Source organism: Stenotrophobium rhamnosiphilum (genome assembly GCF_003052265.1).
In the GTDB taxonomy this organism is placed as follows: Bacteria; Pseudomonadota; Gammaproteobacteria; order Nevskiales; family Nevskiaceae; genus Stenotrophobium; species Stenotrophobium rhamnosiphilum.
Map to the genome: position 1 here is coordinate 471,404 of NZ_QANS01000003.1, position 26,041 is coordinate 497,444.

General features: G+C 55.2%; 22 protein-coding genes. 19 read left to right on the forward strand and 3 right to left on the reverse strand.

Annotation, left to right across the window (positions count from 1 at the left end; translation table 11 throughout):
• Window positions 1–2 precede the first annotated feature (2 nt).
• From CJD38_RS09725 to CJD38_RS09745, 5 genes are all read left to right on the forward strand, one after another.
• Window positions 3–791 carry an SDR family oxidoreductase gene (locus CJD38_RS09725; RefSeq protein ID WP_107940135.1) on the forward strand — a complete coding sequence of 263 codons (789 nt, stop codon included), beginning with the start codon at window positions 3–5 and terminating at the stop codon, window positions 789–791.
• A gap of 10 nt (window positions 792–801) precedes the next feature.
• Window positions 802–1,263 (forward strand): MaoC family dehydratase, encoded by a 462-nt coding sequence (locus CJD38_RS09730; protein ID WP_107940136.1) that lies wholly within the window; start codon window positions 802–804, stop codon window positions 1,261–1,263.
• Window positions 1,264–1,359: 96 nt separating this feature from the next.
• Window positions 1,360–2,565, forward strand: a complete 1,206-nt coding sequence (locus tag CJD38_RS09735; RefSeq protein WP_107940137.1) for an acetyl-CoA C-acyltransferase — start codon at window positions 1,360–1,362, stop codon at window positions 2,563–2,565.
• A 156-nt stretch (window positions 2,566–2,721) separates the two neighbouring features.
• Window positions 2,722–3,732 (forward strand): WD40/YVTN/BNR-like repeat-containing protein, encoded by a 1,011-nt coding sequence (locus CJD38_RS09740; RefSeq protein WP_107940138.1) that lies wholly within the window; start codon window positions 2,722–2,724, stop codon window positions 3,730–3,732.
• Window positions 3,729–6,290, forward strand: a complete 2,562-nt coding sequence (locus CJD38_RS09745) for an efflux RND transporter permease subunit (protein ID WP_240783584.1) — start codon at window positions 3,729–3,731, stop codon at window positions 6,288–6,290. Before CJD38_RS09740 ends, CJD38_RS09745 begins: the two co-directional genes overlap by 4 nt.
• Before the next feature lie 263 nt (window positions 6,291–6,553).
• Here CJD38_RS09745 and CJD38_RS09750 read toward each other — a convergent pair whose 3' ends face one another.
• Entirely contained in the window at window positions 6,554–6,985 is a 432-nt protein-coding gene (locus CJD38_RS09750; protein ID WP_107940139.1) for an Sbal_3080 family lipoprotein, read from the reverse strand.
• Window positions 6,986–7,242: 257 nt separating this feature from the next.
• A complete protein-coding gene (locus CJD38_RS09755; RefSeq protein ID WP_206362934.1) occupies window positions 7,243–7,515 on the reverse strand; it encodes a CBU_0592 family membrane protein in 273 nt (90 codons plus the stop codon).
• A gap of 443 nt (window positions 7,516–7,958) precedes the next feature.
• Between CJD38_RS09755 and CJD38_RS09760 the strand changes: the two genes are divergently transcribed.
• A complete protein-coding gene (locus tag CJD38_RS09760; RefSeq protein WP_107940360.1) occupies window positions 7,959–9,062 on the forward strand; it encodes an amidohydrolase family protein in 1,104 nt (367 codons plus the stop codon).
• A gap of 57 nt (window positions 9,063–9,119) precedes the next feature.
• On the forward strand, window positions 9,120–11,669 hold the full coding sequence (locus CJD38_RS09765; protein ID WP_240783585.1) for a CaiB/BaiF CoA transferase family protein: 2,550 nt from the start codon (window positions 9,120–9,122) through the stop codon (window positions 11,667–11,669).
• A 246-nt stretch (window positions 11,670–11,915) separates the two neighbouring features.
• Here CJD38_RS09765 and fabR read toward each other — a convergent pair whose 3' ends face one another.
• Window positions 11,916–12,572, reverse strand: a complete 657-nt coding sequence (gene fabR / locus CJD38_RS09770; protein WP_107940141.1) for an HTH-type transcriptional repressor FabR — start codon at window positions 12,570–12,572, stop codon at window positions 11,916–11,918.
• A 64-nt stretch (window positions 12,573–12,636) separates the two neighbouring features.
• On the opposite strand from fabR, the gene CJD38_RS09775 reads away from it, so the two are divergent.
• The 12 genes from CJD38_RS09775 to CJD38_RS09825 all read left to right on the forward strand — a co-directional run bounded on the left by CJD38_RS09775 (window position 12,637) and on the right by CJD38_RS09825 (window position 26,023).
• Window positions 12,637–13,824 (forward strand): acyl-CoA desaturase, encoded by a 1,188-nt coding sequence (locus tag CJD38_RS09775; RefSeq protein WP_107940142.1) that lies wholly within the window; start codon window positions 12,637–12,639, stop codon window positions 13,822–13,824.
• A gap of 352 nt (window positions 13,825–14,176) precedes the next feature.
• Window positions 14,177–14,317 (forward strand): hypothetical protein, encoded by a 141-nt coding sequence (locus CJD38_RS18430; protein ID WP_161554204.1) that lies wholly within the window; start codon window positions 14,177–14,179, stop codon window positions 14,315–14,317.
• Between the two features lie 261 nt (window positions 14,318–14,578).
• Window positions 14,579–16,540 (forward strand): alkyl/aryl-sulfatase, encoded by a 1,962-nt coding sequence (locus tag CJD38_RS09780; RefSeq protein WP_206362935.1) that lies wholly within the window; start codon window positions 14,579–14,581, stop codon window positions 16,538–16,540.
• 180 nt (window positions 16,541–16,720) lie between these two features.
• The gene (locus tag CJD38_RS09785) at window positions 16,721–17,167 is read left to right on the forward strand and encodes a Zn-ribbon domain-containing OB-fold protein (RefSeq protein ID WP_107940143.1); all 447 of its coding nucleotides are present in this window, start codon (window positions 16,721–16,723) and stop codon (window positions 17,165–17,167) included.
• 9 nt (window positions 17,168–17,176) lie between these two features.
• Entirely contained in the window at window positions 17,177–18,349 is a 1,173-nt protein-coding gene (locus tag CJD38_RS09790) for a thiolase C-terminal domain-containing protein (protein WP_107940144.1), read from the forward strand.
• A 19-nt stretch (window positions 18,350–18,368) separates the two neighbouring features.
• On the forward strand, window positions 18,369–19,346 hold the full coding sequence (locus CJD38_RS09795; protein ID WP_107940145.1) for an alpha/beta hydrolase: 978 nt from the start codon (window positions 18,369–18,371) through the stop codon (window positions 19,344–19,346).
• Between the two features lie 39 nt (window positions 19,347–19,385).
• Complete coding sequence (locus tag CJD38_RS09800) at window positions 19,386–19,703, forward strand: hypothetical protein (RefSeq protein ID WP_206362936.1); 318 nt, start codon at window positions 19,386–19,388, stop codon at window positions 19,701–19,703.
• A gap of 13 nt (window positions 19,704–19,716) precedes the next feature.
• On the forward strand, window positions 19,717–21,207 hold the full coding sequence (locus tag CJD38_RS09805) for a class I adenylate-forming enzyme family protein (RefSeq protein ID WP_107940146.1): 1,491 nt from the start codon (window positions 19,717–19,719) through the stop codon (window positions 21,205–21,207).
• A gap of 73 nt (window positions 21,208–21,280) precedes the next feature.
• Window positions 21,281–22,708, forward strand: coding sequence for an alpha/beta hydrolase domain-containing protein (locus CJD38_RS09810; protein WP_107940147.1), 1,428 nt, complete (start codon window positions 21,281–21,283; stop codon window positions 22,706–22,708).
• 23 nt (window positions 22,709–22,731) lie between these two features.
• Entirely contained in the window at window positions 22,732–23,184 is a 453-nt protein-coding gene (locus CJD38_RS09815; protein WP_240783586.1) for an SRPBCC domain-containing protein, read from the forward strand.
• A gap of 101 nt (window positions 23,185–23,285) precedes the next feature.
• Entirely contained in the window at window positions 23,286–24,632 is a 1,347-nt protein-coding gene (locus CJD38_RS09820; RefSeq protein WP_107940148.1) for a CoA transferase, read from the forward strand.
• The gene (locus tag CJD38_RS09825; RefSeq protein WP_107940149.1) at window positions 24,626–26,023 is read left to right on the forward strand and encodes an amidohydrolase family protein; all 1,398 of its coding nucleotides are present in this window, start codon (window positions 24,626–24,628) and stop codon (window positions 26,021–26,023) included. The genes CJD38_RS09820 and CJD38_RS09825 overlap by 7 nt, the downstream gene beginning before the upstream one ends.
• The last annotated feature ends 18 nt before the right edge of the window (window positions 26,024–26,041 follow it).

Below are 26,041 nucleotides of genomic sequence, written 5' to 3' on the forward strand. Positions count from 1 at the left end.
ACATGGCACAGCCAATTCCTCCTTACGTTCCCGCGCACGGTTTGCTCAAAGGCAAAACCGTTTTGATCACCGCTGCTGCTGGCGGTGGCATCGGTTTCGCCGCAGCCAAGCGTTGCCTTGAAGAAGGCGCACGCGCGCTGATGCTGTCGGACGTTCATCCGCGCCGCACTGAAGAAGCCGCGCAGGCGCTGCAGAAAGAATTTCCAGACGCACAGGTGTTTGGTCAGGTTTGTAACGTCGCTGTTGAAGCCGACGTGCAGACGCTGATCGATACGGCTGAAGAAAAACTCGGCGGCGTTGATGTGCTGATCAACAACGCAGGCCTTGGCGGCAGCAAGCGCGTTGTCGATATGGCTGATGAAGAATGGAACAAAGTGCTGGACGTGACCCTCACCGGTACGTTCCGTATGACGCGTGCGATGCTGAAGAAAATGCAGCCACGCGGCAAAGGCGCAATCGTCAACAACGCTTCGGTGTTGGGCTGGCGCGCGCAGAAAGAACAGGCTCATTACGCTGCAGCAAAAGCGGGCGTAATGGCACTGACGCGCTGCAGCGCGCTTGAAGCCGCTGACTACGGCATTCGCATTAATGCTGTGTCGCCATCGATTGTTTTTCACGATCACCTGCGCAAATCCGCGCCGGAATCGCTGCTCAATGAACTCGCCAGCCGCGAAGCCTTTGGCCGTGGTGCAGAAGCGTTCGAGATCGCTAACGTGATGGTGTTCCTCGCTTCCGAGTATTCCTCTTATCTGGTTGGCGAAGTGATTTCTGCTTCGTCGCAACGCGCTTAAGGAAATTTCCATGAAACCATCATTCGGTTCAGTTGAAGGTGTACTCAGTCTGGTTGGCAAGCAGCTCGCAGATAGCGAGTGGGTGGTCATTTCGCAGGAGCGCATCAATCAGTTTGCTGAAGCCACCGGCGATCATCAGTGGATTCACGTTGATCCAGTTAAAGCCAAAGACGGCCCGTTCGGCGCCTGCATCGCGCACGGCTATTTGTCGTTGTCGCTGGTTGCTAGCTTTCAAGAGCAGATGGCGACGCTGGATAATCTGAAGATGGGTGTGAACTACGGCACTGACAAAGTGCGCTTCCCGTCCGCTGTGAAAGTCGGCTCACGTCTGCGTGGCAAAGGCGAGTTGATCGCTGCTGAAAAAACCAAGGACGGCGGCGTGCAAGCCATCATCCGCGTCACCGTTGAAATCGAAGGCGCGGAACGTCCGGCCTGCGTTGCTGAAACCATTAGCCGCTACTACTTTAATTAAGCTTGTAGGAGCGCCTCTTAGGCGCGATGGCACTATCGCCAATCGCGCCTAAGAGGCGCTCCTACAAAAACAAATACACGTACGTAAGAGAACGTTATGACTGAAGCAGTGATTGTCTCCGTAGCCCGCACGCCAATCGGCAAAGCTTTCCGTGGCGCTTTCAACGATACCGAAGCGCCAGTACTCGGCGGCCACGTTGTTAAAGCGGTTGTCGAGCGCGCCAAGGTTGGCGCTGATGAAATCGACGACGTGTTGATCGGCTCCGCCGCACAGCAAGGCACGCAGGCTTATAACCTCGGTCGTCTCTGCGCTTACACCGGCGGCCTGCCAGACACCGTGTCGGGCATGACGCTCGACCGTCAGTGTTCATCCGGTCTGCAGACTATCGCTATCGCTGCGAAGAACATCATCGTCGGCGAACAGAAGATTGTGATTGCTGGCGGCGTTGAATCGATCTCGCTGGTGCAGAACAAGTTCAAGAATTCATATCGCTTTGTTTCCGAAGCCGTACTCGCAGCACAGCCTGCTGCGTACATTCAGATGATCGAGACGGCAGAAGTTGTTGCCGAGCGTTACGGCATCTCGCGTCAGGCGCAGGACGAATACTCCTTGCAGAGCCAACAGCGCACCGCCGCTGCACAGGCCGCAGGCAAGTTCGATGACGAAATCGTTCCGCTTGCTTCGGTGAAGCAGCTGTTCGACAAGGAAGGCAATCCAACTGAAAAGCAGTCGGTTACGCTGACCAAAGACGAAGGCAACCGCGCTGACACCAGCGCAGAAAGCCTCGCGGCACTCAAGCCAGTCTGGAAAGACGGCAAGTTCGTAAAGCTCGGCAGCAACGTCACCGCCGGCAACGCATCGCAGTTGTCAGACGGCGCTGCCGCTGCGCTGTTGATGAGCCGCGACGAAGCCAAGGCTCGCGGCCTTGCTCCGCTGGGCATCTACCGTGGTTTCGCTGTTGCGGGCTGCGGTCCAGATGAAATGGGCATTGGCCCCGTGTTCGCTATTCCTAAGTTGCTGGCGCAGCACGGCCTCAGCGTAAAAGACATCGGTCTGTGGGAACTCAACGAAGCGTTCGCTGTGCAGGTGATCTACTGCCGCGACAAGCTGGGCATTCCTAACGACAAGCTCAATGTAAACGGTGGTGCTATTTCTATCGGCCATCCCTTCGGCATGAGCGGTTCGCGCATGGTTGCCCACGCGCTGATCGAAGGCCGTCGCCGTGGCGTCAAATATGTCGTCATCACCATGTGCATCGGTGGCGGCATGGGCGCAGCGGGTCTGTTCGAAATTCCAGCGTAAAGGCCTCAAACCTTACTTTTACTATTTGATTGAAACGCGATCCCACGCCAGACTGGCGTGGGATCAAAAACTAACGTCACGTGAACGGGCACAGACCCGGTACGTAATGCAGAACTGCTCGGCCAAGACCGGGCGTGAACGAGAGGAGAGACAAACATGGTCACCAACGTGACTTCTGCGCCGGCCGGTAAATCATCGGTCAGCAGCTTGCCCGCATACATCATCGTATTGATCGTGCTGGTCTCTGCGGTCTACGCTTTCTCCCCACGTTCGCTGCCGCCGTTTGCGCAGACGCTGCTGCACTCTGATCGCGTGCTGCTCAATGGCGCCGCACAGCAAGGCAAACGACTGGTAGTTGTCGGGGAACAGGGCCGTGTTCTAGTTTCTGACAACGCGGCTGGCCCTTGGCACGAAGGCAATGTTCGTGGACAGCGCGGCTCTACGCTTACGCAAGTTATTTTCGCTGGCAATGGTTTATTGCTCGCCGTTGGCCACGATGGCTGGATCATTCGCAGCCAAGACAAAGGCGAAAATTGGGATGAAGTGCAGTTTGATACTGCACACACCGATCCGCTGCTGGGCATTGCTGGCCCCTACGCTGGCCGCGTGTTTGCCTTCGGTGGTTTCGGTCAGTTTTATATTTCTCATGATCTTGGCAAAACCTGGCAGCGCCATACCGATGCTGCGATTGGCGATCACCATGTAAATGGCATGACGCAAGCTGCGGATGGCACGCTGCTGTTGGTTGGTGAACGCGGCCTCATGCTGCGCTCAAGCGACAACGGTTTGAGCTGGCAGGCACTGCCGAAGGTTTACACCGGTTCGTTCTATGGCGCGTTGACGCTGCCTACAGGCGAACTGCTGGTTTACGGTATGCGCGGCAATGTATTTGTCAGCAGCGATAACGGCGGCTCATGGCGCAAGAGTGAATTGCCTGAAACGATTTCAGTATTTGGCGGTACGGTCGACGCAAAAGGCACTGTAACGCTGGTTGGCGAACAGCAGATGGTGTTGGTCTCAAAAGATCGCGGTGCAACGTTCAAGATTGCATCGAAGGGCGAACGTCATAACCTCGCATCGGTTGTAGCCCTTAAAGAAGGTGGTTGGCTCACTGCCGGAGAAACCGGCGTCACGCTGATGAAGCCTACAGCCGGAGCCAGCAAATGAGCGCAGGAAACAACATGAGCTTTATTGACCGCCTCGTTGCAGGCATTTCCGACACCCTGATCAAGCTGCGTCATCCGCTGTCAGTCGTGTTCCTCGCGATGACTGTTTTCTTTGGTTACAGCGCTACGCATGTAAAGCTGGATCCGGGCTTTCTGAAGCTGATCCCGATCAATCATCCGTACATGAAAACGATGATGGATTATCTGGACATCTCGGGCGCAAACACCTTGTTGGTGAACCTGCGCTGGAAAGGTGAAGGCGATATTTACAACAAGCCTTTCATGGATGCGATGCAGAAAGCGACGGATGATGTGTTCTTCATCCCTGGTATCGACCGCACGCAGGTATCGTCGATCTTCACGCCGAATACTTATTACATCGAAATCACCGAAGACGGATTCAAAGGCGAGCCGGTTGTGCCGTCACGCTTCTCCGCGCAGCCAGAAGAACTGGATCGCGTCCGTCACAACGTTGGTTTGTCGGGTCAGGTGGGTTTGATTGTTTCCAACGATGGCAAGTCCGCGCTGATTCGCGCTGACCTGCAAGAAGTTGATACCGGCAATCCTGAAAAAGCAGAAGTCTTCTATCGCCGCGTGATGGGCAAGCTGGCTGATATTCGTGGCCGCTTTGAGAGCAAGACCAAATACAGCTACAAGATGATCGCGGATCAAGAGCCATTCAAGGCTGGTGATGTGGTCGCTGAAGGTTATGTCGACTACGGTTGGATGAAGCGTTTCCAAGTGTTCTACGCGCAGCCACCTGATGGCAGTGATCCAATCGCTGTGAAGGGCGACGCAGTTTCTGTAGAAGCCGCCGCCAACCCGGATTACAACGCGAATCTGGAAGTGAACATCATCGGCTTCGCACAGTTGCTCGCCGACGTGATCAGCGGTCTCATCGGCGTGTTCGTGTTTTTTGCACTCGCCTTCGTCATCACGCTGGTGCTGTTGTATCTCTACTCACGTTCGGTACGCCTCACCATCGCGGCAATGGTTGTCGCGCTGCTGCCGGTGCTGTGGCTCATCGGCATTCTGCCGCTGATTGGTTTCGGCGTTGATCCAATGTCGATCCTCGTGCCGTTCCTGATCTTCTCCATCGGCGTTTCGCACGCTGTGCAGATGACCAGCGCATGGCGTCAGGAAGTTGCTGCAGGCGCGAGCGCAATCGAAGGCGCACGCACCTCGTTCCGCAAATTGTTTGTGCCGGGCGCTGTGGCGCTGCTCACCAATGCGCTGGGCTTCGCCGTGATCATGCTGATTGATATTCCAATCGTGCATGAACTCGGTATCACGGCCTGTATCGGCGTGTTGCTGATGATCGTCACCAACAAGATGATTCTGCCGATCATCCTGACGCACCTTACGCTGGAAGAATCCAGCCGCGCGTATTCGACCAAGGCCGGTAGCAAGAACAACTCCAAAATCTGGAAGCTGGTCGCCAAGTGCGCCGAGCCTCAGGTTGCGAAGAAAGTATTTATCGTTTGCCTTGTATTGCTCGGCGTCAGCACCTGGTTGTCGCGCGGTCTCGTCATCGGTGACTCCGGCACCGGCGCACCTGAGCTGCATCACGATGCGCGTTACAACTACGACAATCGTCTGATCAACCAGACTTACGACATCGGCACCGACGTGCTGACAGTCATCGTTGAAGCCAAGGATTTCCAAGGCGATTCCTGCTTGCAGTACCCAGTGGTCAATGTGATTGATCGTTTGGAACTATATGTGCGCGGTATCGAAGGTGTGCGTTCGGTGACCAGCGTTGCTGGCATCGGCAAGCTGGTGATCTCCGCATTCAACGAAGGCAATCCACGCTGGCGCGCACTGCCACGTAGCGAAGCCGGTTTGTCGACGGGTTCAAAAGCATTTGATCCAGGCATGGGCCTCAACAACGAAGGCTGCCGCGCGATCAAGGTGATGATCTTCATGAAGAACCACGATGGCGCCAACATCGCGCACGTCGTGGCTGAGCTGAAGAAGTTCATCGCAGCGAATCCAGTGAAGGGCGTGAGCCTGCGTCTGGCCAGCGGCAACGTTGGCGTGATGGCTGCAACCAACGAAGCCGTGAGCGAAGCTGAAGAGCGCATGCTGCTCGCCATCTTCGGTGCATTGGCACTGTTGTGCTTGCTGACCTTCCGCTCCATCACCGCAATGCTCTGCGTGCTGGTGCCGCTCACCATCGTGTCGATCTTCTGCAACGCACTGATGTCGGTGATGGGCATCGGTCTTAAGGTCGCGACCTTGCCAGTGGTTGCCCTCGGCGTCGGCGTCGGTGTCGACTACGGCATCTACCTGTTCGAGCGCATTCAGCACGAGATGAAAGACAACGGCCTCAACTTCCGCGATGCGTTTGAAGAAGCCATGCAACAACGTGGTACAGCAGCAGTATTCACCGCGATCACGATGGCAATTGGCGTCGGTACGTGGACCTTGTCAGCCCTGAAGTTCCAGGCAGACATGGGCATCTTGCTGAGCTTCATGTTCCTCGTGAACATGCTCGGCGCCATCTGCCTGCTGCCAGCATTGGGCGCGTACTTCTACGGTGACAAGAAACTCAAGTAAAGTGGGGGAAAGCGTAAGCAAAACTTAACGCCGCATATCGATGGCGGGTTTTGGTTACTGCAAGTGGTTGTTGGGGAGTAGTCGGGGAGAGAGAACGAATAAGGCGAGCCAATGGGCTCGCCTTTTTCTATGGCGCGACAGAAACGTAGGGTGCGCCGTGCACACGCTTTTCTCTGTCATTCCCGCGTAAAAGGGAATGCAGTTCTTCATGGGGTCAAAACTTTGCGTGAATTCTTTTTCTATTCCTAAGTACGGAAATCGATTCAACGATCGCTTTTGTATGCGCCAAGCAACTCGTCGATTACAGGATCCATTTTGCTTTTGGTGCCAGCCCATTTCGTCAGAGAGAGGCCGCCCTTGCCCTTGAGATGATATTCAGCGTAGGCAACTTGCTTGTAATCCTTTTCGAGTCGTAATTCTGCGTGGGACAGATAAGGGGAGAAGTCCCAAGATCTTAGTGCTGTATACGTGAGTAGATACTCGCAGTTCTGTGGTTGAGCACTGTCAAATACTTGGCTAGAAATGCCATGACGATCAAAGCCGTCCCGAATGACTTCGATGAAGTCATTCACTTGGACCTTGGGATTTTCTTTAATGCAGATATGTTTAATTCCTAGCGATTGATCAACGGGTCTGACAGTTACGGATGTGCAGCCGGCTGTAACGGCAAAGAAAACTAAAGCGAAGCGCTTCATGCAGTCTCCTTCAAATCCTTTTGAATGCGACGAGGTTCGGGAGAGTGGTAGCAATCGCAGTGCGGGGTGATCAATCCGCCAAATAATACTAACCGTAGAAACCGCCCGAATTTGCTTAATCTACGGAGTCATCTTATCCCTATTTTTAAGCGTGAATGGCCTCTGCAGTGCAGGTTTAGTTCTCTCAATCACACTCTTTGAATCTGCCGTAAGCTTCTAGGCAACTACATGCGCTGGACGCCTGCTGGAAATCTTGCTTATTGGAGCCAGCCCCCGGCGCGCGCAATGCCGACGATGCCAACCAGAATCCAAAAGGTGTTGAGCGTGATGTAGGCGCGGTCGCGGCGGAGTGTGGCGCACCACGACAGCAACATGGCGTCGATCGTGTTGAAGACCCACACGAACATGAACGGACTTTGCGGGCCCATCCAGCTGACGAGGGAGAAGCTGAAGATACGCATGAGCACGCCGATCATTTCTAGCGTTTGCATGTTGGCGAGTACAAAACCGTTGAGCTTCTTGATGGTCATTTTTGATCTGCGGGCGCGTGTGGCGCGATGAAGTGGGTGTGTGACAAAGTAGGCTAACTACTAAAACAATACACTAATATAAAACAGTTTCTCTAGGCATTATTACGCGTCGTGGTCTTGCTTGATAGCTAGTGTTTGCCGTCCATGGCGGCACTTCAGTTCTTGTTTATGACCACCGGCCCGGCCGCGCTTGGCTTAACTCGGAATGACATTGAGTCATTCCTCGCTTGGGCCAAGCGCTGGCCGGTCGTTTGAGACCGCAGACGACGCAGTTAGCGTCGTCTAAGCGCGGTCTCTCACCCAAATGCAGCAGGCGCCGTGAGTCTGCCTCACGATAAGGTCAAAACATGATGCCGGGATGCCGTTTTGTCTTCGGTTGGTGATCCATTTAGAGATCGCGATAGGCCGATGCAGCCTCGTTACTACCCATGGAGAAATTTCAGATGAGCGAAACGCTTGCGACTGAACGACTGGTGTCGGTGGACTCGCACGTTCATTTCTCTGATGAATGGGTGAAAGAGCGTCTGCGCAAAGAGCTGCATCAGATATGGGACGCAGCGAACGCGAAGGCTGAAAAGTATGGCGCTGAAGTTTTGCGTGGTGGTCAGCCGCAGCTTCACTTGGAAGATTTCGTTGATCCGGAAGCAGCGAAAGATCCCGGCCATTTCAATCCAGAAGGCAAGATCAAAGCGATGGATCGCGATGGCGTTTATGCCGAAGTGATTTTTCCTGAACTCGCCGGCGCCAAGATCGTCAGCCCGGACATGATGGGCAGCGATTGGAAAGAAGTGTTCATGGGCTACAACAACGCCATGGGCGATTTTGCTGCGCATGATCCGGTGCGTTTGATGACGGCGTATCAGTTGCCCTTGTACGACATCGAATTCGCAGTGAAAGAAGTTGAACGTCTCGCGCGTGACAAAAAAGCACGCTGCGTACAACTCACGCCGTTTCCATCAGACATGGGCCTGCCGGATTTTTACGACAAGCGTTACGAGCGCCTGTGGCACACGATTGAAGATGCGAATTTGACGATTCTTAATCATCTCGATTTGCGTGCTTCGCTGTGGGATGTGTTCCGTCGTGATCCAACGCCGCAGAAAGGTATTTTCACCGCGTTGCCTTGGGCGCCGCTGGCAGAAACAATCTGCATGTGGATTCTTACCGGCACGCTGGAAAAATATCCAAAGATGAAAGTGCTGTTTGTTGAGCCGGGCCTGGGTTGGTTGCCTTGGTTCTTCCAGTCACTGCTCGATCCGCGCATGCACGCGCATTACGAATTCCCCGGCGTTAAGCGTCCGCCGAGCGAAACGTTCCGCCAGCAATGTGGTGCAACGTTTATGTATGAGCCGCAAGGCCTCAAGCAGTGCTACGACTACTTTGGTCCGGACTGCTTGTACTGGTCGACAGATTTTCCACATCCCGCAACCTGCTGGCCTAACTCGCGCAAGCAAGTGGTGAGTCAGTTTGCAGAAGCGAATATTCCGGAAGCGGATCGCAAGAAAATTACTTCGTTGAATGCGCTGAAAACTTTTGGTTTAGGTTAAACAACAAACACGTTATTCCCGTTGTCATAGGGACGACAGAAACAACTTGAAGGTGAAATGATGGCTGGTGTACTGAGTGGTCTTAAAGTTCTCGATCTGACCTGGGGCATTGCTGGCCCGATGACGACGATGGTGCTCGCTGATAGCGGCGCTGACGTCACCAAGATTGAACCGCCCGGCGGCGATCCCTTCCGCAATCAGCTTGGCTATAAGGTCTGGCAGCGCGGCAAAAAGAGCGCAATTCTTGATCTGAAGAATGCAGCGGACAAAGAAGTGTTTCTTGCGCTCGCTAGCAAGGCCGACATTCTGGTTGAATCGTTTACGCCAGGCACCACCGCAAAACTTGGCATTGATCAGGCGACACTCGCCAAGCTCAATCCCCGTTTGATCTATTGCTCCATCACCGGCTACGGGCGTGACAACGCACTGAGCAATCGCCCTGCATACGACGCACTTGTGCAGGCACGCACTGGTTTGATGTTTGAACAGCGCGGCTGGGCAGAAGGCGCGCTCAATCACATGAACGGTCAGCCTGATCCGTTTCCAGATCTCGAAATTCCGCAGGACTGGGTGCAGGGCGCACCGCGTCCAGGTCCGTTGTTTGTAGCTTCGCATTGGCCGAGCCTCGGCGCGTTCTTCACTGCATCGCTGGGTATCTCCGCTGCATTGCGTGCACGCGAACTCACCGGCAAAGGTCAGTGGGTTGAGACGTCATTGCTGCAAGGTTCGATGGCTGGCGCCGCCGGTGTTTGGCAGCGCGCAGAAAAAATCGACGCCGATGGTTTCGATACATGGATTCTCGGCAACCGTTCGCCGAAGGGTCACTTCCAGTGCAAAGACGGCAACTGGATTCACAACTGGGTTCCTAACCCACGCTTCATTCTGCAAGCATCAGAAGGCGACACGCTCAACGCGACGCCGAACCTCACCGTGCAGAACGATCCTGATCGCTTTGGCACCGGCCCAGAAGAAATTCTGGTGATGTCGCATTACCAACCCATCCTTGCTGAAGCGATTGCCAAGTTCACTTCGAAAGAATGGACCGAAGCTGCCGCGGTTGCAGAAATGACGATGCAGCCGATTCGCTCGATTGAAGAATCGCTGGCTGATAACGCATTCATCGAAGATGGTTGCGTCACGGAAACCAAGGACGCTGAACTCGGCACCATCCGCACCGTCGGCAACGCTTACAACATGAGCCTGACGCAAGGTAAGCCTGGCGCTCCTCCTGTGAAGGCTGGTGCCAACACTGAAGAAGTGAAGGCAGAAGCCGCGAAGATTATTGCTGAAGCAAAAGCCGGCACCGCCGCGCAGAACGCCAAAGCAGGCAAGAGCATTAAAGCTCCGCTCGAAGGCATCACTGTTCTCGATCTGGGTCTGGCGATTGCTGGTCCGTTCGGTACGCAGTTGCTCTCAGACATGGGCGCGACGGTGATCAAGGTCAACGGCCTGTTCGACATGTTCTGGCATCGCGTGCACATCGCTTACATGGCGAACCGTGGCAAGAAGAGCATCACGCTCAATCTGAAAGATCCACGTGCGATGAAGGTCCTGTTGGATCTCGTCGCCAAGGCCGACATCGTTCAGCACAACATGCGTTATGACGCAGCTGAGCGTTTGAAGATCGACTATGAATCTCTGAAACAGCTGAATCCGAAACTGATCTACTGCCACACGCGCGGCTTCGAGCGCGGCGTGCGTCAAGGTTTGCCGGGCAACGACCAGACGGGCGCTTGCCTCTCCGGCATTCAGTATGAAGATGGCGGCATGGGCCGCGCTGGCGAGCATGGCGAAGTAGGCCGTCCGCTGTGGAGCTTCACCAGCTTCGGCGATACGGGTAATGGGTTCCTCTCTGCTGTGGCGATGATCAATGCGGTGTATCACCGCGACAAGACGGGCGAAGGTCAGTTTGTCGATACGTCAATCATCAACGCTGCGTTGCTCAACACCAGCTACGCAATCGCAACGCCAGAAGGCAAAGGCTTTGATCGTCCGCGCATCGCAGGTGATCAGGTCGGTTACTCCGCTGGCCATCGCATTTACGAAACCAAAGAAGGCTGGATGTGCTTCGTGTTGGTTGAGCAATCGCATTGGGATGAACTGTTCACCGTGCTGCGCGCACCGCGCCTCACGATTGACGAGCACTTCGCTACGTTTGAAGCGCGTCAGAAGAATGATGCCGAGCTGGCCAAGTTTATTGGCACGCGCTTGAAGACGAAGACCGCAGCAGAATGGTTTGCAGAGTTCGACGCCGCTGGCGTGCCGATGGAAATCGTCGACGAAGAATTCTCCCGCAAGCTGCACGACAACGCCGACTTCCAGAAGAACAAGTGGGTCACTTCGTATCCGCATCCAGTCGTCGGCAAGCTCGACCAGATTGGTTTGCTAGTGACGCTCTCGGATACCCCCGGCGTGATTCAGGGTCGTCCGTTGCTCGTTGGCGAACACACCAAGGAAATCATGTCGGGCATGGGTTATTCCGAAGAAGACATGAAGACAATGGAAGAGCAGATGGCGATCGGTTTCGTCGGCATGCCGCGTATGCCGACGCGTAAGCCGGGCGCGCCGTTGCCGATGTCGCCTTCGGCGGCGCAGACTGACAAGTAGTAGAGGAATGCAACAATAAAAATCCCCGCTTTGCGGGGATTTTTATTGTTGCTTGTCATTCCGAACGCAGTGAGGAATCTTATGTACAGGATGTACGGTATGCCGCGGGCGCAGGTGAGGGCATGGATGCCCGAAGTAGAGCAACGCAGGAGCAGTTGCCGAATGCGCAGGAGCGGCCGTAGTTTGAAAGCAAGATCCCTCGCGATGCTCGGGATGACAGAAGAGCTATTCAGAAAGACAGAAGAATTACTTCTTCTTAGCGAGCGTCTGTGTACCCACCATGATCATGTTGATCATCTCAGTGGTGTCGTCAATCAGTTTGGGATGCAGCGTTGCCGGTAGTTCGACCGCACTGGTCGCCATCGAAAAGACCAGGCGCGTAATCGCTCGAGATACCAGCTCAGCACTATGGATTGGCGTTTTGCTGGCGGTGGCCAGACGCACCAGATCGATCTGCAACTCCTTTTCGAAGAACTCGAGCTGGCGCTCCACTGCATGTTTGAACGCGGCCGAACCGACGGCGCCTTCACGCAGTAACAAATGTAGGTAATGCTGATCGGATTGCAGCTGCTGCAGAAAGGTTTCCACCGAGGTGCGGATGACGCTTTCGCCTTCGGTGATGCGGCTGCGGGCTTTCCAGATAATGTCGCGTAACGACTCGCCGGCCTGTTCGATCAGGGCAACGGCGAGGTCGTCGATGCTCTTGAATTGTCTATAGAAACTGTTCGGGGCGATGTTGGCCGCGCGGGCGACTTCACGCAGGGACAGGGTGGCCACGCTGCGGTGCGGGCCGAGCAGTTTGAGGGCGGCGTCGACGACGTCCTGCCGGGAAATCGCAGGTTTCCGCCCCTGTCCTGGGGGTCTGGATTTCCTAGTGGCAGCGGCTTTTCGAGGCGAGGTCATTAAGGTAAGATACCGAAATAAAATACAGTTGTATATTAATGGCTTATTAAAATTTGTGAGGGGAATGATGCAACCCGAGTCGATCAAGGAAGTGACGCGAGCGCCAATCAATTGGGCGGCGACACTGATGCTGAGTCTGACGACATTGCCGGTGATTTTGGTACTGCCGTTTTATCTCTGGAGCAACGAAGTCGGTGGCGCCGTTTGGATTTGGGCGCTGGTGTTTCTGTGCCTCAACGAACTCTCCATCACTGCGGGCTACCATCGCTTGTGGGCGCACCGCGCTTACAAAGCGCATCCCGCACTCAAAGTTTTCTACGCCGTCTTCGGCGCGATGGCAGTGCAGAACAGCATTCTGATTTGGGCGACTGCACATCGCGTGCATCACGCGCATGTGGATGACGTTGATCGTGATCCTTATTCAGCCAAGCGTGGTTTCTGGTTCTCGCACTTGGGTTGGATGCTGCGTGATTATCCTGCGGCCAAACCTGATTTCACTCGCTCGCCTGATCTGTTGGCAGACAAGATCGTGATGGCGCAGCACAAGTATTATTTGTTGTTTGCGATGCTGAGCAACTTTGTTCCGGTGTTGTTGCTGGGCGCGCTGTATGGCGACATCGCAGGCTTCGTTCTGGTTGCAGGTTTCCTGCGCTTGTTCGTCAGCCATCACCTCACCTTCTTCATCAACTCGCTGGCTCACTTCTGGGGCCGTCAGCCTTACACCACCACCAACACTGCGCGTGACAATGATTTTCTCGCCGTGCTGACGTGGGGTGAGGGTTATCACAACTATCACCATCTGTTTCAGTGGGACTATCGCAACGGTATTCGCTGGTGGCAGTTCGATCCGACCAAGTGGTGGATTGCTACGTGGGCAAGCGTGGGTCTCGCTTCTGATTTGCGCCGCGTGCCTGAGTTCAAGATTCAGCATGCACGCGTGATGTGCCAGTTTGAACGCGCACGTGCGGCGATGGAAAAAGGTTTGGAGAAGGGCAGCGCACATGCACGCTATCTGGAACTCAAAGCGCAGATGGATCACGAGTGGCATCACTGCACCGAAGCTGCTGCACGTTGGGGCCATCTGCAAAGTGAAAAGCTTGCAGCTGCCAAAGAAGAGATTCGCAGCCGCTGGGAACACAGTGAGTTCAAGCACCGCGTAGAAATGAAAGCGCTGGAGCTGTCGATGAAGCTGCAGCATCGCCGCGTTGGCCTGCTGCGCCGCCAATTTGCTCAGGCGATTGTGCCGGCTTAAATAGATCCGCAAAAGCTGTTTACAGAAAATCCCTCGCAAGGCGTCTTGCGGGGGATTTCTTTTTTATGTGCAGGAAGTACGGTACCTCCGAGGTCGCATGGTGAGGGTATGGATACCCGAAGTAGAGCAACGCAGGAGCAGTTGCCGAATGCGCAGGAGCGGAGGCGTTTATGCAGAGATGCCATCCTTAAAGGGATGCGCAGGAGCGGAGGCATTGGGCAAAAGCCCTTTAGGGCCCGAATAAACCCACGTAAACAGGTTTCCCACTGTCAGAAAGGCCGATTCCGCTCATTTTCATACGGCCTGCGTTGATGCCGCGTAGACTGCGCGACCTTTAAAAGTGAGTCATCCCATGAAGCTGGTATACAAATCGACCAAGAAAGACCGTATCGTCTCCAAGCGTTACGCCATCAAACACCCTGAGCTGGTGACGAGCAAAGAGGCGCATCCTTCCAAGCTTCAAGCTGCGCGCACCGCTCGCCTCGCCAAATAAACCGGCAGGGCCCATTTATTGGGCGAATCGGAAAAGCCTCTGAAAATTGATTTCAGGGGCTTTTGTTTTTGTGGGCTTTGCATATATGAGCGGTGTTACGTTTTCACTCAGTTGGCCGGCATAAGATGCTTTCGAAGATGTTTCCATTTCGTATGGGAATAGGTCAATTTACTGTTTGCACAACAGTCCCCTGCAGGGCATCTTGCGGAGGTGGTTGTGCAGAAGTGCAGTTTTTAGACGAGAGCAGGCGAGGGGAAAAGAATGAAAAAATTATTGGGCTTGTGCCTGTTGGTGGCGGTTGCTTCCGGCTGCAGCAAAACATCGAGCGGCGTTGGCGGCAGTGCTAGCGATGTGATGCCTGCAACGCAGAAGGCAAACGAGGAAATGGCGAAGTCGCTCAATCTCGCGGATCAACGCGATTTTGAAAATGCGGCGCGTGGATTGATCGCCAAACCCACAGGCAAGATTCTCGACGCCGATGGAAAAGTACTGGTAGATTTTTCCGGCTTTGATTTTATTCAAGGCGCAGCGCCAGCCACTGTGAACCCCAGCTTGTGGCGTCATGCACTGCAGAACAAACAAGCAGGCTTGTTCAAAGTGATGGACGGCATCTATCAGCTGCGGGGATTCGATATCTCCAACATGACGCTGATCGAAGGCAAGACGGGTTGGATTGTGGTTGATCCGCTGACGGCGCGAGAAGTGTCGGTTGTTGCAATCGAGTTCGCACGCAAACATCTCGGCAACAAACCGATCTCCGCGATGATCTACACGCATAGTCATGTCGATCACTTTGGCGGCGTGCTCGGTGTGTTGAGTAAAGAAGATGCAGCAGCACGCAAGATTCCGATCATCGCGCCTTCAGGATTCATGGAAGAAGCCACCAGCGAAAACGTGATGGTGGGCGTGGCCATGGGCCGACGCTCGGGATATCAGTTCGGCAAAAATCTTGAGCGCTCTGCCAAGGGTTTTGTTGATGCTGGCCTCGGCAAGAATCTCGCGTATGGCAGCTTTGGTCTTATTCCTCCTACGGTTCTCATCTCGCAGCCCACGCAAGAACTTGAGGTGGATGGCCTGCGATTTGTTTTCCACAACGTGCCGAACACCGAAGCGCCTGCAGAGTTGAGCTTCAATCTGCCGGATATGAAAGCCTATTGCGGCGCAGAAATTCTGGCGCAGACGATGCACAACCTCTTGCCGATCCGCGGCGCGAAGGTGCGCGACAGTTTGAGCTGGAGTCGCTATCTGGATGAGGCAGTGCAAGAGAACGCGACGACGGAAGTGTATTTCGCTTCGCACAACTGGCCGGTGTGGGGCCCTGCAAACGTTACCGAGTTCATCAGCAAGCAGCGCGATATGTATCGTTACATCCACGATCAGACCGTGCGCTATATGAACGCGGGTTACACGCCGAATGAAATCGCGAATATGGTGAAGCTGCCGAAGTCGCTGTCTTCGTACTTTGGTGTGCGCGGCTATTACGGCGATATCCGTCATAACGTCAAAGCGGTTTATCAGTTCTACCTCGGCAACTACGACGGCAATCCGGCGCACTTGAATTCGCTGCCGCCTGCAGATGCTGCGAAGCGTTATGTGGCCTTGATGGGTGGTGCGAACAAAACGATTGCCGCAGCGCAGAAATCATTTGATGAAGGCGATTACCGTTGGGCCGCAGAGTTGCTCAATCATGTGGTGTTCGCCGACGGAAGCAATGCCAAGGCCAAAACCTTGCTCGCGCGCACTTACGATCAGATGGGCTATATGTCGGAGTCTTCGACCTGGCGTAACAGCTATCTCACCGCATCTGACGAGCTACGCAATGGCCCGCCGACCAAGGGCGTCAGCCGTGCGAACTTCCTCGATGTGCTGATGCAGACGCCGGTGGAGCGCTTCCTTGATGCGATGGCGGCGGCGCTGAATGCCGAAGCTGCGGAAGACAAAAACTACAAGATCAATCTGGTCTTCAGCGATCTCAAGGAAACGCATGTGCTGTGGATCGAGAATGCAGTGCTGCATCACCGCAAGGCGCCGGCCGCGTCTGATGCCAACGCAACGCTCCAGCTCACGCACCCAATCTTCATCAAGATGATGGCGAACACGGCAAACATCAGCGACACCTTGCTGAGCGATGACCTGAAGACCAGCGGCAGTCGGATTGACTTGGTGCGCTTCTTCGGCCTGTTTGATAAGGCGCAGGGTACGTTCAACGTGATCGTGGATTGATTCGACTGTTTTATTTCATATAAAAATAACGATGCCCTCCTGAACCCCGACGGTTCGGGAGGCGCTTCGAGCAGAAGCTCATTTAGGCCTCAAAACAACACTACCTCATATGTATCAGGTGGTTGTTGGGGGCAGTAGATAACATCCATTTATCCCATTCCGACTGCGGTTCTGGAACCTATGACTACACCGACTGAAGCGGCACCTGCTGCACCTGCTGCGCCTAAGCCCATCCGCTTGGCGCCTATCGTTACGCCTGATGCCAAAGATTTTTGGGAAGCGGCGGATCGTGAAGAGTTCATCGGTGAAAAGTGCAGCGACTGCGATAAGTTTCGCTTTCCGCCACGTCCAATGTGCCCTTTCTGCCACAGCCTCAAGCGCGAGTACGTAAAGCTCTCCGGCTACGGCACCGTGCATTCATGGACCGTGCCGCGTCATCCACCTCCATTCGGTTTCCGCGAAGCGCCAATCGTTGCAGTGATTGAGTTGCAAGAAGGCACGCGCTTTGTGTCCAACGTCGTCGGCGTAAAAATCGAAGACGTGAAACAGAACATGGAAGTCGAAGTGCTGTTTGAAGCGACGATGGGCAATCACAAGGTGCCGGTTTTCAAACCGCGCACGAAATAAGAGACCAACATGGCCCGTACATTTAAAGAAGCCGCCATCGCTGGCATTGGCGCGACCGAATTCTCAAAAGAATCAGGCCGCACTGAACTGCAGCTGGCCGCCGAGTGTTCACTCGCCGCTTGCCAAGACGCCGGTGTTGATCCGCGCGACATCGACGGCATGATCACCTTCACCATCGACAACAGCGACGAAATCACGCTCGCACGTTGCCTCGGTGTTAAGGACCTCGCTTACACCGCACGTATTCCTGGCGGTGGTGCAGCCGCTGCTGCAACCATCTTTCAGGCCATGGCCTTGGTGAACGCAGGCGTTTGCAAAAATGTTTTGATCTGGCGCGCGATGAACGAGCGCTCGCAGTATCGCTTCGGCCAAAATCCGAACAACACGGCGGGCTACTCCGGCGGCCACGGCACCGGCACGCTGCTATGGAATATTCCATTCGGCGCGATGACCCCAGCCAGTTGGGGCGCGTTGCAAGCACAGCGCTACATGTGGAAGTACGGCCTGACCAACGCTGACCTCGCGCACGTGTGTGTGCAGCAGCGTAAGTACGCCGCCACCAACCCGAAAGCTTGGTTCTATCAAAAACCTATTACGGTTGAAGATCACCAGGCATCTAAGTGGATCATGGAACCTGTTCTGCGTTTGCTCGACTGCTGTCAGGAAAGCGACGGTGGCGTTGCGTTCCTCGTCACGAGTCTCGAACGCGCACGCGATCTCAAGCAGCCGCCAGTTCAGATTCTCGGCGCATGCCAATCGATTCCGTTCAACGTTGAAGTCATCGCCAACTTCCATCACGAAGACATGACCGTGATGCCAGAAGCGCAGGGCACGGCCAAGCGTTTGTATGAAATGACCGGCCTCGGCCCTAAGGACATGCAAGCTGCGATGTTGTACGACGCATTCAGCCCGCACGTTCTGTTGCAGCTCGAAGCCTTTGGCTTCTGCAAGCCAGGTGAAGGCGCAGGCTTTGTGAAGTCTGGCGGCATGGCGATTGATGGCGCGACACCAACCAATACGCACGGCGGCCTCGCAGGTGAAGCGTACATCCACGGTATGAACAGCATGGCCGAAGGCGTGCGTCAGATTCGTGGTACGTCGGTGAACCAAGTTACGAAGAACACTGTGAACAACGTGCTGGTCTCATCCGGCATGGCGGGCGCAATTCTCGCGAAAGTTTAATCGCTGAAATCTGGGTCGCATGGAGTCAATCACGATCAAGCTTCATGTCGACTCGGGCGTTCAGCTCCCGGGCGAAGGCGCGCTGCATATCGCTGCTGAAGTTTGGGCGCCAAATGATTTGGATCGTGATGCGCCAGTGACAGCGTTTGTATCGTTGCCTGGTGGTGGCATGACGCGTCGTTATTTCGATCTCGCGGTTGAGAACGACGAAACGTTTAGCTTCGCCAAGCAGATGGTCGCGCGTGGTTTCGTGGTGATCTTGATTGATCATCTCGCGGTTGGTGAAAGCAGTCGTCCAGTTGATGGTTATGCAGTGACGGCAGAAGTTGTTGCCAAAGCGAATGCACATGCCACGGAGCAGATTGTTGCGAAGCTGCGTGCAGGTTCGCTGTCACCTTCGTTGCCTGCGCTGCAAAATCTCAGCACGATCGGTATTGGCCATTCGATGGGTGCGATGATGACGTTGCTGCAGCAAGCGCAATATCGTCAGCACATTGCAATCGCATTACTCGGATTTTCAACGCGCGGCCTTCCGGAATATGTATCGCCGAAGGTGCGTGAGTTGGCGGCAGACCCTGCAGCAATACGCGCGGATTTGGCCACGCATGCACGCGGTATGTTTGTTCTGCCGTATCCAGTGATTAAGCCAACGGGCCAATCCGGCGGCATTTTTGCAGGCAAGAACGCCGACCCACGCGGGGCTGTGGCGCTCAAGCAAGTTGTGGATGCGCTGCTGCCGATGTGCGCGTTTTTGTCGATGGTTCCGGGCAATGTTCTGCCAGAGGCAAGACAAATTGCCTCGCCAGTCTTCCTCGGTATCGGCGAATTTGACATGGTGGGCCCTACGCACGAGATCCCCGCTAGTTTTCCGGCCAGCCGAGATGTCACACTTCATGTGATCCCCGATACGGGGCACAGTCATTTTCTGTTTCCTTCGCGGATCGAGTTGTTCGATCGACTCGCCGCTTGGGCGCGAACGGTTCCGGCTGCTCGCTAGTTCACCTATTTGCATAAAGAGTTTTTGGAGAGATTTAAGATGGCAAAGACAGCACTGAAAGCAGGCTCACGATTCAAGAGCGCTGTAAGCGACGCACAGGTCATGATCGTGAAAGCACCTGCTGGCGAATTCGAACTCGGCTGCGGTGGCATAGCGATGGTTGGCGGCACGGCTGCTGCACCAGAAGGCGTTGCACTGGCTGCAGGCGATGCAGGCGAAGTCCTGATCGGCAAGCGTTATGTGAACGCTGATGAATCTTTGGAAATGCTCTGCACCAAGGGCGGCAAGGGCACCTTGTCACTCGATGGCGTGGCGCTTGAAATCAAGCAAGCCAAACAGCTGCCATCTTCCGACTAATTAGGCTTCACACATGAATATCGCGACCATCCTCGACATGGCGGCCGAGGCCTTCGGCGACCGCGTTGCCGTGGCGTGCGGCGACAGCCGTTACACCTATGCTGAACTGCGCGAAGCTGCATATCGCGCCGCCGCTGCGATCAAAGCCAGCAACGCTCAGTACGTTGCGCTGCTTGATGTCACCAGCCCTGCTGCGCCAATTGCGATCTTCGCTGCTGCGTTCGCAGGCGTGCCTTATGTGCCACTCAACTATCGTCTGACCAAGCCAGAACTCAACGAGCTGATCGAGCGCGTTGCACCGGCTTATCTGATTACGACGCCTGAATACGCCAAGTTGTTGGAGCCGCGTGAAGGCGTACAGATTGTCGATCGTGAAGCTTTCCTGTCGCTGCCTGCGACCGATGCTCCGCTGCCAGAGATTGGTGATGATCCTCGCGCTGTTGCCGTGCAGCTGTTCACCAGCGGCACCACCGGCAAACCGAAGGCTGCAATTCTTCGTCACGAAAACCTGATGAGCTACATCGTCGGCACAGTGGAGTTTGCTTCCGCTGAAGAAGACGACGGCATCATCGTGACTGTTCCTCCGTACCACATCGCTGGTATCTCAGCGGTGTTGTCATCGACCTACGCCTGCCGTCGCATGGTGCAGCTCGAAGGCTTTGAAGCCAAAGCTTGGCTCGCTGCTTGCCGCGAGCACAAGGTCAGCAACGCTTTCCTCGTGCCGACAATGATTCAACGCATCGTTGAGCATCTGACTGAAATCAGCGAAGACGCAAATCTTCCCGCACTGCGCGCCCTCGCTTACGGCGGCGGCAAGATGCCGCTGAGCACCATTCAAAAAGCGATGTCGCTGTTGCCGCATGTTGATTTTACCAACGCTTATGGTTTGACTGAAACCAGCTCGACCATTGCAGTGTTGGGTCCGGATGATCATCGCGCTGCTGCATTGAGCAATGACCCTGCTATTCGTCGTCGTCTCGGCTCGGTCGGTAAACCCGGCGCAGTTGAACTCGAAATTCGTGACGACAACGGCAAAGTGTTGGGCGCAGAAGAAGCCGGCCTCGTCTTCGTTCGCGGCCCACAGGTCTCTGGCGAATATTTGCAGCAAGGCAGTCAGCTTGATGCTGATGGCTGGTTCCCGACCAAAGATCGCGGCTATCTCGACGCAGAAGGTTATCTGTTCCTTGATGGTCGTTCCGATGACGTGATCGTGCGCGGTGGCGAAAACATTTCGCCCGGCGAAATCGAAGATGTGTTGCTGTCGCATCCAGCGGTTGCGGATGCTGCAGTCGTTGCGATGCCAGACGAGCAGTGGGGCGAAGGCGTTGCTGCTGCCATCGTGCTCAAGCCGGGCGCTAGCGCTGATGTCGCAGAGCTGCAGGAACTGGTCAAAGGCAAGCTGCGTTCTTCGCGCGTGCCGCAGAAAATTATTTTCAAGGACGCATTGCCGTACAACGAACTGGGCAAGATTTTGCGTCGTTTGATTCGTCAGGATTTCATCTGACGTAAAAGGATTAAGGCCACGGCGCGGACAAAGTATCCGCGCCGGGTCGATGCAGTAAGCGGGGAGCCAATCGATGAAATTCAATCAAGCAGCGTTACTGCTCGCTAGCGCATTGCTCGCAGCCTGCGGTAGCTCTTCACCTGTTGGCGGCACCGATGCAACGGCGTCTTCGTATCAGGTGCCTGTGCCCACTGTGACGGGCCCTATCGGCACTGCCGGTATCCACGGTCATCCGTTGTGGGACAGCTCATACAAACTTTCTGACCTTGGCTACGACGAGCAGGAATATTTTGTCTCCGGCACTGCCAAGACTTACACCGAGCCTTCGACCACCGCGCCGTACACCACCCGCATCATCGTACGCCGGCCAATTGATCCGTCCAAATTCAATGGCACGGTCGTGTTGGATTGGGTCAACGTCACCGCGCAATTTGAAAACGCGGTGGATACGCTGGAAGCGCATCAGCTATTCCATCGCGAAGGCTTTGCCTACGTGCATGTCAGCGCGCAGGCTGCTGGTTTGTGCTGCCTGCCAGAGCTGACGCCGAAGCTGTGGGACCCAGTGCGTTATATGGCGATCTCGCATCCCGGCGATGATTATTCGCTGGATATGTTTTCTCAAATTGCGAAGGCAATGAAGTCGCCGCCCGCAGTCGATCCAATGGCAGGCCTGAAGGTTCGCAAGATCATTGCGGTAGGGCAGTCGCAGTCGGGCACACGCATGCGCGACTATCTGAATAAGGCGCAGCCAGAAACAAAAATCATGGATGCATTCCTGGTGCACGCCGATGGCAGTGGAGATAAAACATTTCCCCATGATCCTTTAGTGCCGACGATCCAGTTATACAGTGAGCGCGAAGCTTCGCCCGACGAACCCAACGTCACACGTAACTATCGCTTGTGGGAAATTGCTGGTGCCGCGCATCAGGATTTCTGGATTGGCTATCACCAGATTGAAGGCTCAGCCCTGCGCGCTGTGGCCGACACGCCGCAACAGGCAGGTAGCGCAGATGAAGCGCTGCATGTTGCTGCAGGCAATTACGGTGAGCAGATAGATCCGGCACAGTTAGCTTGCGTTGTTCAGGGCACGCAGTTTCCCTTGCGCTACTCTGTAATGGCGGCCATTCACTACTTAGACCGCTGGGCCAAGACCGGTGCTGCGCCGCCCAAAGGCGAGCGCTTTCAATTCGATGGCAGCGGCAAGTTGGCGCGCGATCAATATTCCAACGCAAAAGGCGGCATTCGTTTGCCGCCGATTGATGTGCCGGTAGCGAGCTACCTTTCGGACCTGTGCAACCTCGGCGGTATAACGCTGCCGTTTACAGACCTGCAATTGCAGGAGATGTACCCTACGCACGCCGATTACTATTGCAAGATGAAGGCCGCAACCAAACGCTCGGTGGACCAAGGTTTCTTATTGCCGGAAGATGCGCAAGACTTGATGTCACGCGTCAACGGTGCAAAGAACCGCTGGCTCATTGATGGCACGCCGGATTGCTGAATCAAGAATTACTGAAGAGAGAAATGAACATGTTCGTAATTGAAAAGATTGTCGAGATCAATGCATCGCCTGAGCAGGTGTGGAAAGTCATCACTGATCTCAAGAGCTATCCAGAATGGAACCCCTTCATGCGTGAGTGCAGCACCACGTTCAAGCCGGGCGCGCCTATCGACATGAAAGTGGCGCTGTTTTCCAAGCCGCAGCCACAGCAGGAAATCGTCAAGGAATACATCGAAGGAAAACTCTTTTCCTACACGATGAAACCAGTAGGCGGCGGCACGGTGTTGTCGAGCTTCCGCTCACACGAAGTCGAAGCCTTCCCGAATGGCCGCACGCGCTATCGCTCGTACTTTTATCTCAAGGGCTGGCTGTCGCCGCTTGTCCGCACATTGCTCGGCTCGCGCTTGGAGAAAGGCTTTGCCGGTATGACGAAGGGCATTCAAGAACGCGCTGAAAAGCTGGCTGCTCAGGGCTGATCTTTCGCGTCACGCTGATAAAAACGCCCCGATTCCGGGGCGTTTTTGTTTATGCGCCGAGCCGGAAGCTGATCTACAGGGCGACACGTTAAACTCTACCTATGGCCACCGCCCTCACAACCAATCTCGCAGAGACATTCGCGAAGCGCTTGCTCAATGAGTTAGGCGCGCAGCCGCTGCGTGATGTGCGAGTGGACGATAGTCACCCTGCATTGATTTGGGCGCGCAGTGGTTTGATGTCGCTGACGGGTTTTGCAGACGGCGCGCCACTGATGTGTCCGCTGCCGGTTGCGGCCTGCGCCAACGGCGCACTTGCTGCGCTCGCGAGTTTGGCGCCTGAAGGCGCACTCAATGATTTGAATGGCGCAGCTTTGCTGGCAGAACGCGGCGCTATTGCTGAACACACGCGCAAAGGCACAACGTCTCCCGGCGGCAGTTGTCGTTTACTGAAGACGCGTGATGGACAGATCGCACTGAATCTCGCGCGTGATGATGATCAGGCTTTGCTGCCAGCGTGGTTGGAAGATGAGTCTGTAGTGGATGAAGCCTCAATGCTCATCGCGATTCAAAAGCAGACGATGCACGATTTGGTGGAGCGCGGACGTTTGCTGGGCCTTGCGGTTGCGCCTGTCGTGCCGCCGCCATCTGCAATAACGCCCTGGCACACGGTGACGCATGTGGGTGAGCGCGCTATGCGTCGTGCGTCTCCGCGTGTTCTCGATTTGTCATCACTATGGGCGGGGCCACTCTGCACGCATCTGCTGCAACGATGCGGCGCAGACGTCATCAAAGTGGAAAGCACGCAACGGCCGGATGGTGCGCGTCGTGGTCCGCCGCAATTCTTTGATCTGCTCAATGCGCGCAAGCGCAGTGTGGCTTTGGATCTCTCTAAGGAAACTGGCCGCGCACAGTTATGTGCCCTGATCGCTCAAGCCGATATCGTGATTGAAGCTTCGCGTCCGCGCGCACTGCGGCAGATGAATATCCACGCCGAGAAACTAATTGATGAAAACCCTGGGCTGACTTGGGTGAGTCTCAATGGTTATGGCAGAAAAGATCCTGAAGAAAACTGGATTGCTTACGGCGATGACGCCGGTGTTGCGGGTGGTTTGTCTTATTTGATGCGTGAGGCTAGTGGCGAGTCTGTGATTGTGGGTGACGCGATTGCCGATCCGCTCACAGGTTTGCATGCAGCACTCGCAGCTTTTGTTTGTCATCGGCAAGGTGGTGGACGTTTGCTGTCACTGGCACTGACCGATGTTGTTCGACACTGTGTTCAGTTTGATCGGCCAACAAATGCTGAGTCGCTCAAACAACGACAGCGCGAATGGACTGAGCTCGCGCAAGGAAATATTGGCGAGCCACAGATGCGCGCGGCGCCTGTGCAAGCTAGAGAATTGGGTGCGGATACCGTGGCAGTATTGGCGAGTTGGGGCATCGCATGTTGATACGCAACGCCGAGATCAATTTTGATCAGGGCGTTGATGTGCGGATAACGGGCGAGCGCATTTCAGCTATTGAGTCCTCGTTGCTGCCTCTGCCCGAAGAAGAAGTGATTGATGCCAACGGTGGCGCACTGCTTCCCGGCCTCAATGATCATCATGTTCATCTCTACGCCTTCGCCGCTGCACAGGCCTCTGTGTCGTGTGGTCCGCCGCAGGTGCGTGATGCAGAAGCTTTGCGAGAACGCTTGCGTGCTGCGGCCGCGACGTTAAGTGATGGCGCGTGGTTACGCGGCATTGCGTATCACGAGTCAGTTGCTGGAGAGATTGATCGCGATTGGCTGGATGCAGCTGTGCCGAATCATCCCGTGCGAGTTCAGCATCGCAGCGGAAGATTATGGATTCTTAATTCCAGTGCACTGAAAACAATTGGCGCTGAATATGATTTGTCGGCGCCGTTAGAGCGTGTTGATGGGCGCGCGACCGGACGTCTCTACGACAGCGACGCATGGCTACGCACTCGAACGAGTGCAACGCGGCCCGCGCTGCATCAAGTCAGTCGCTTATTCGCAAGCTATGGAATCACAGGCCTAACCGACACCAGCCATCAAAATGGCCCCGCCGAATTTTCTGCTTTCGCAGAGGCGCGCTCACGCGGCGAATTACTGCAAGCACTGCGAGTGATGGGTGACGCGCGGCTTGATGCTGTGACCGATGTTGCTGGCGTAACACGAGGCGAGCACAAGTTTCATTTGCACGATCACGAACTGCCTGAGTTCGATGCGCTCTGTGCCGATATTCGTCGCAGCCATTCAGCGAGCCGTGCTGTCGCTTTTCACAGCGTGACGCGAACGGATTTGGTGTTTGCACTCGCCGCTTTGCGAGAAGTCGGCAGCATCAAAGGTGATCGTATTGAACACGGCGCTGTTGTACCGCCAGAGCTGTTAAACGATATCTGCGAGCTTGGACTCACGGTGGCGACGCAACCACACTTCATTTCAGAACGTGGCGATGCTTATCTGCGTGATGTCGCCGCAGAAGATCAGCCATGGTTGTATCGCTTGCGCGCTTTTATTGATGCGGGAGTTCCGCTCGCTGCAGGTAGCGATGTGCCTTATGGCGATGCGAATCCGTGGGCGTCGATGCAAGCGGCAGTCAGTCGGCGTAGCGAAAGCGGTGTGGTGATGGCGCAGAATGAATCGCTGACGCCTGAGCAAGCCTTGGCTTTGTTCTTGTCGCCATTGGATGCGCCGGGTGCAGCGCCACGAAAAATTATCGTGGGCGCAATCGCCGATCTTTGTTTGTTAACGACGCCATGGCGCGACGCCCGGATTGATCTGTCGACGGTTCGTGTACAGCGCACATGGGCCGCTGGCCGTTCAATCTGGAAGATGTAATCGAATTTATTGCGCGCA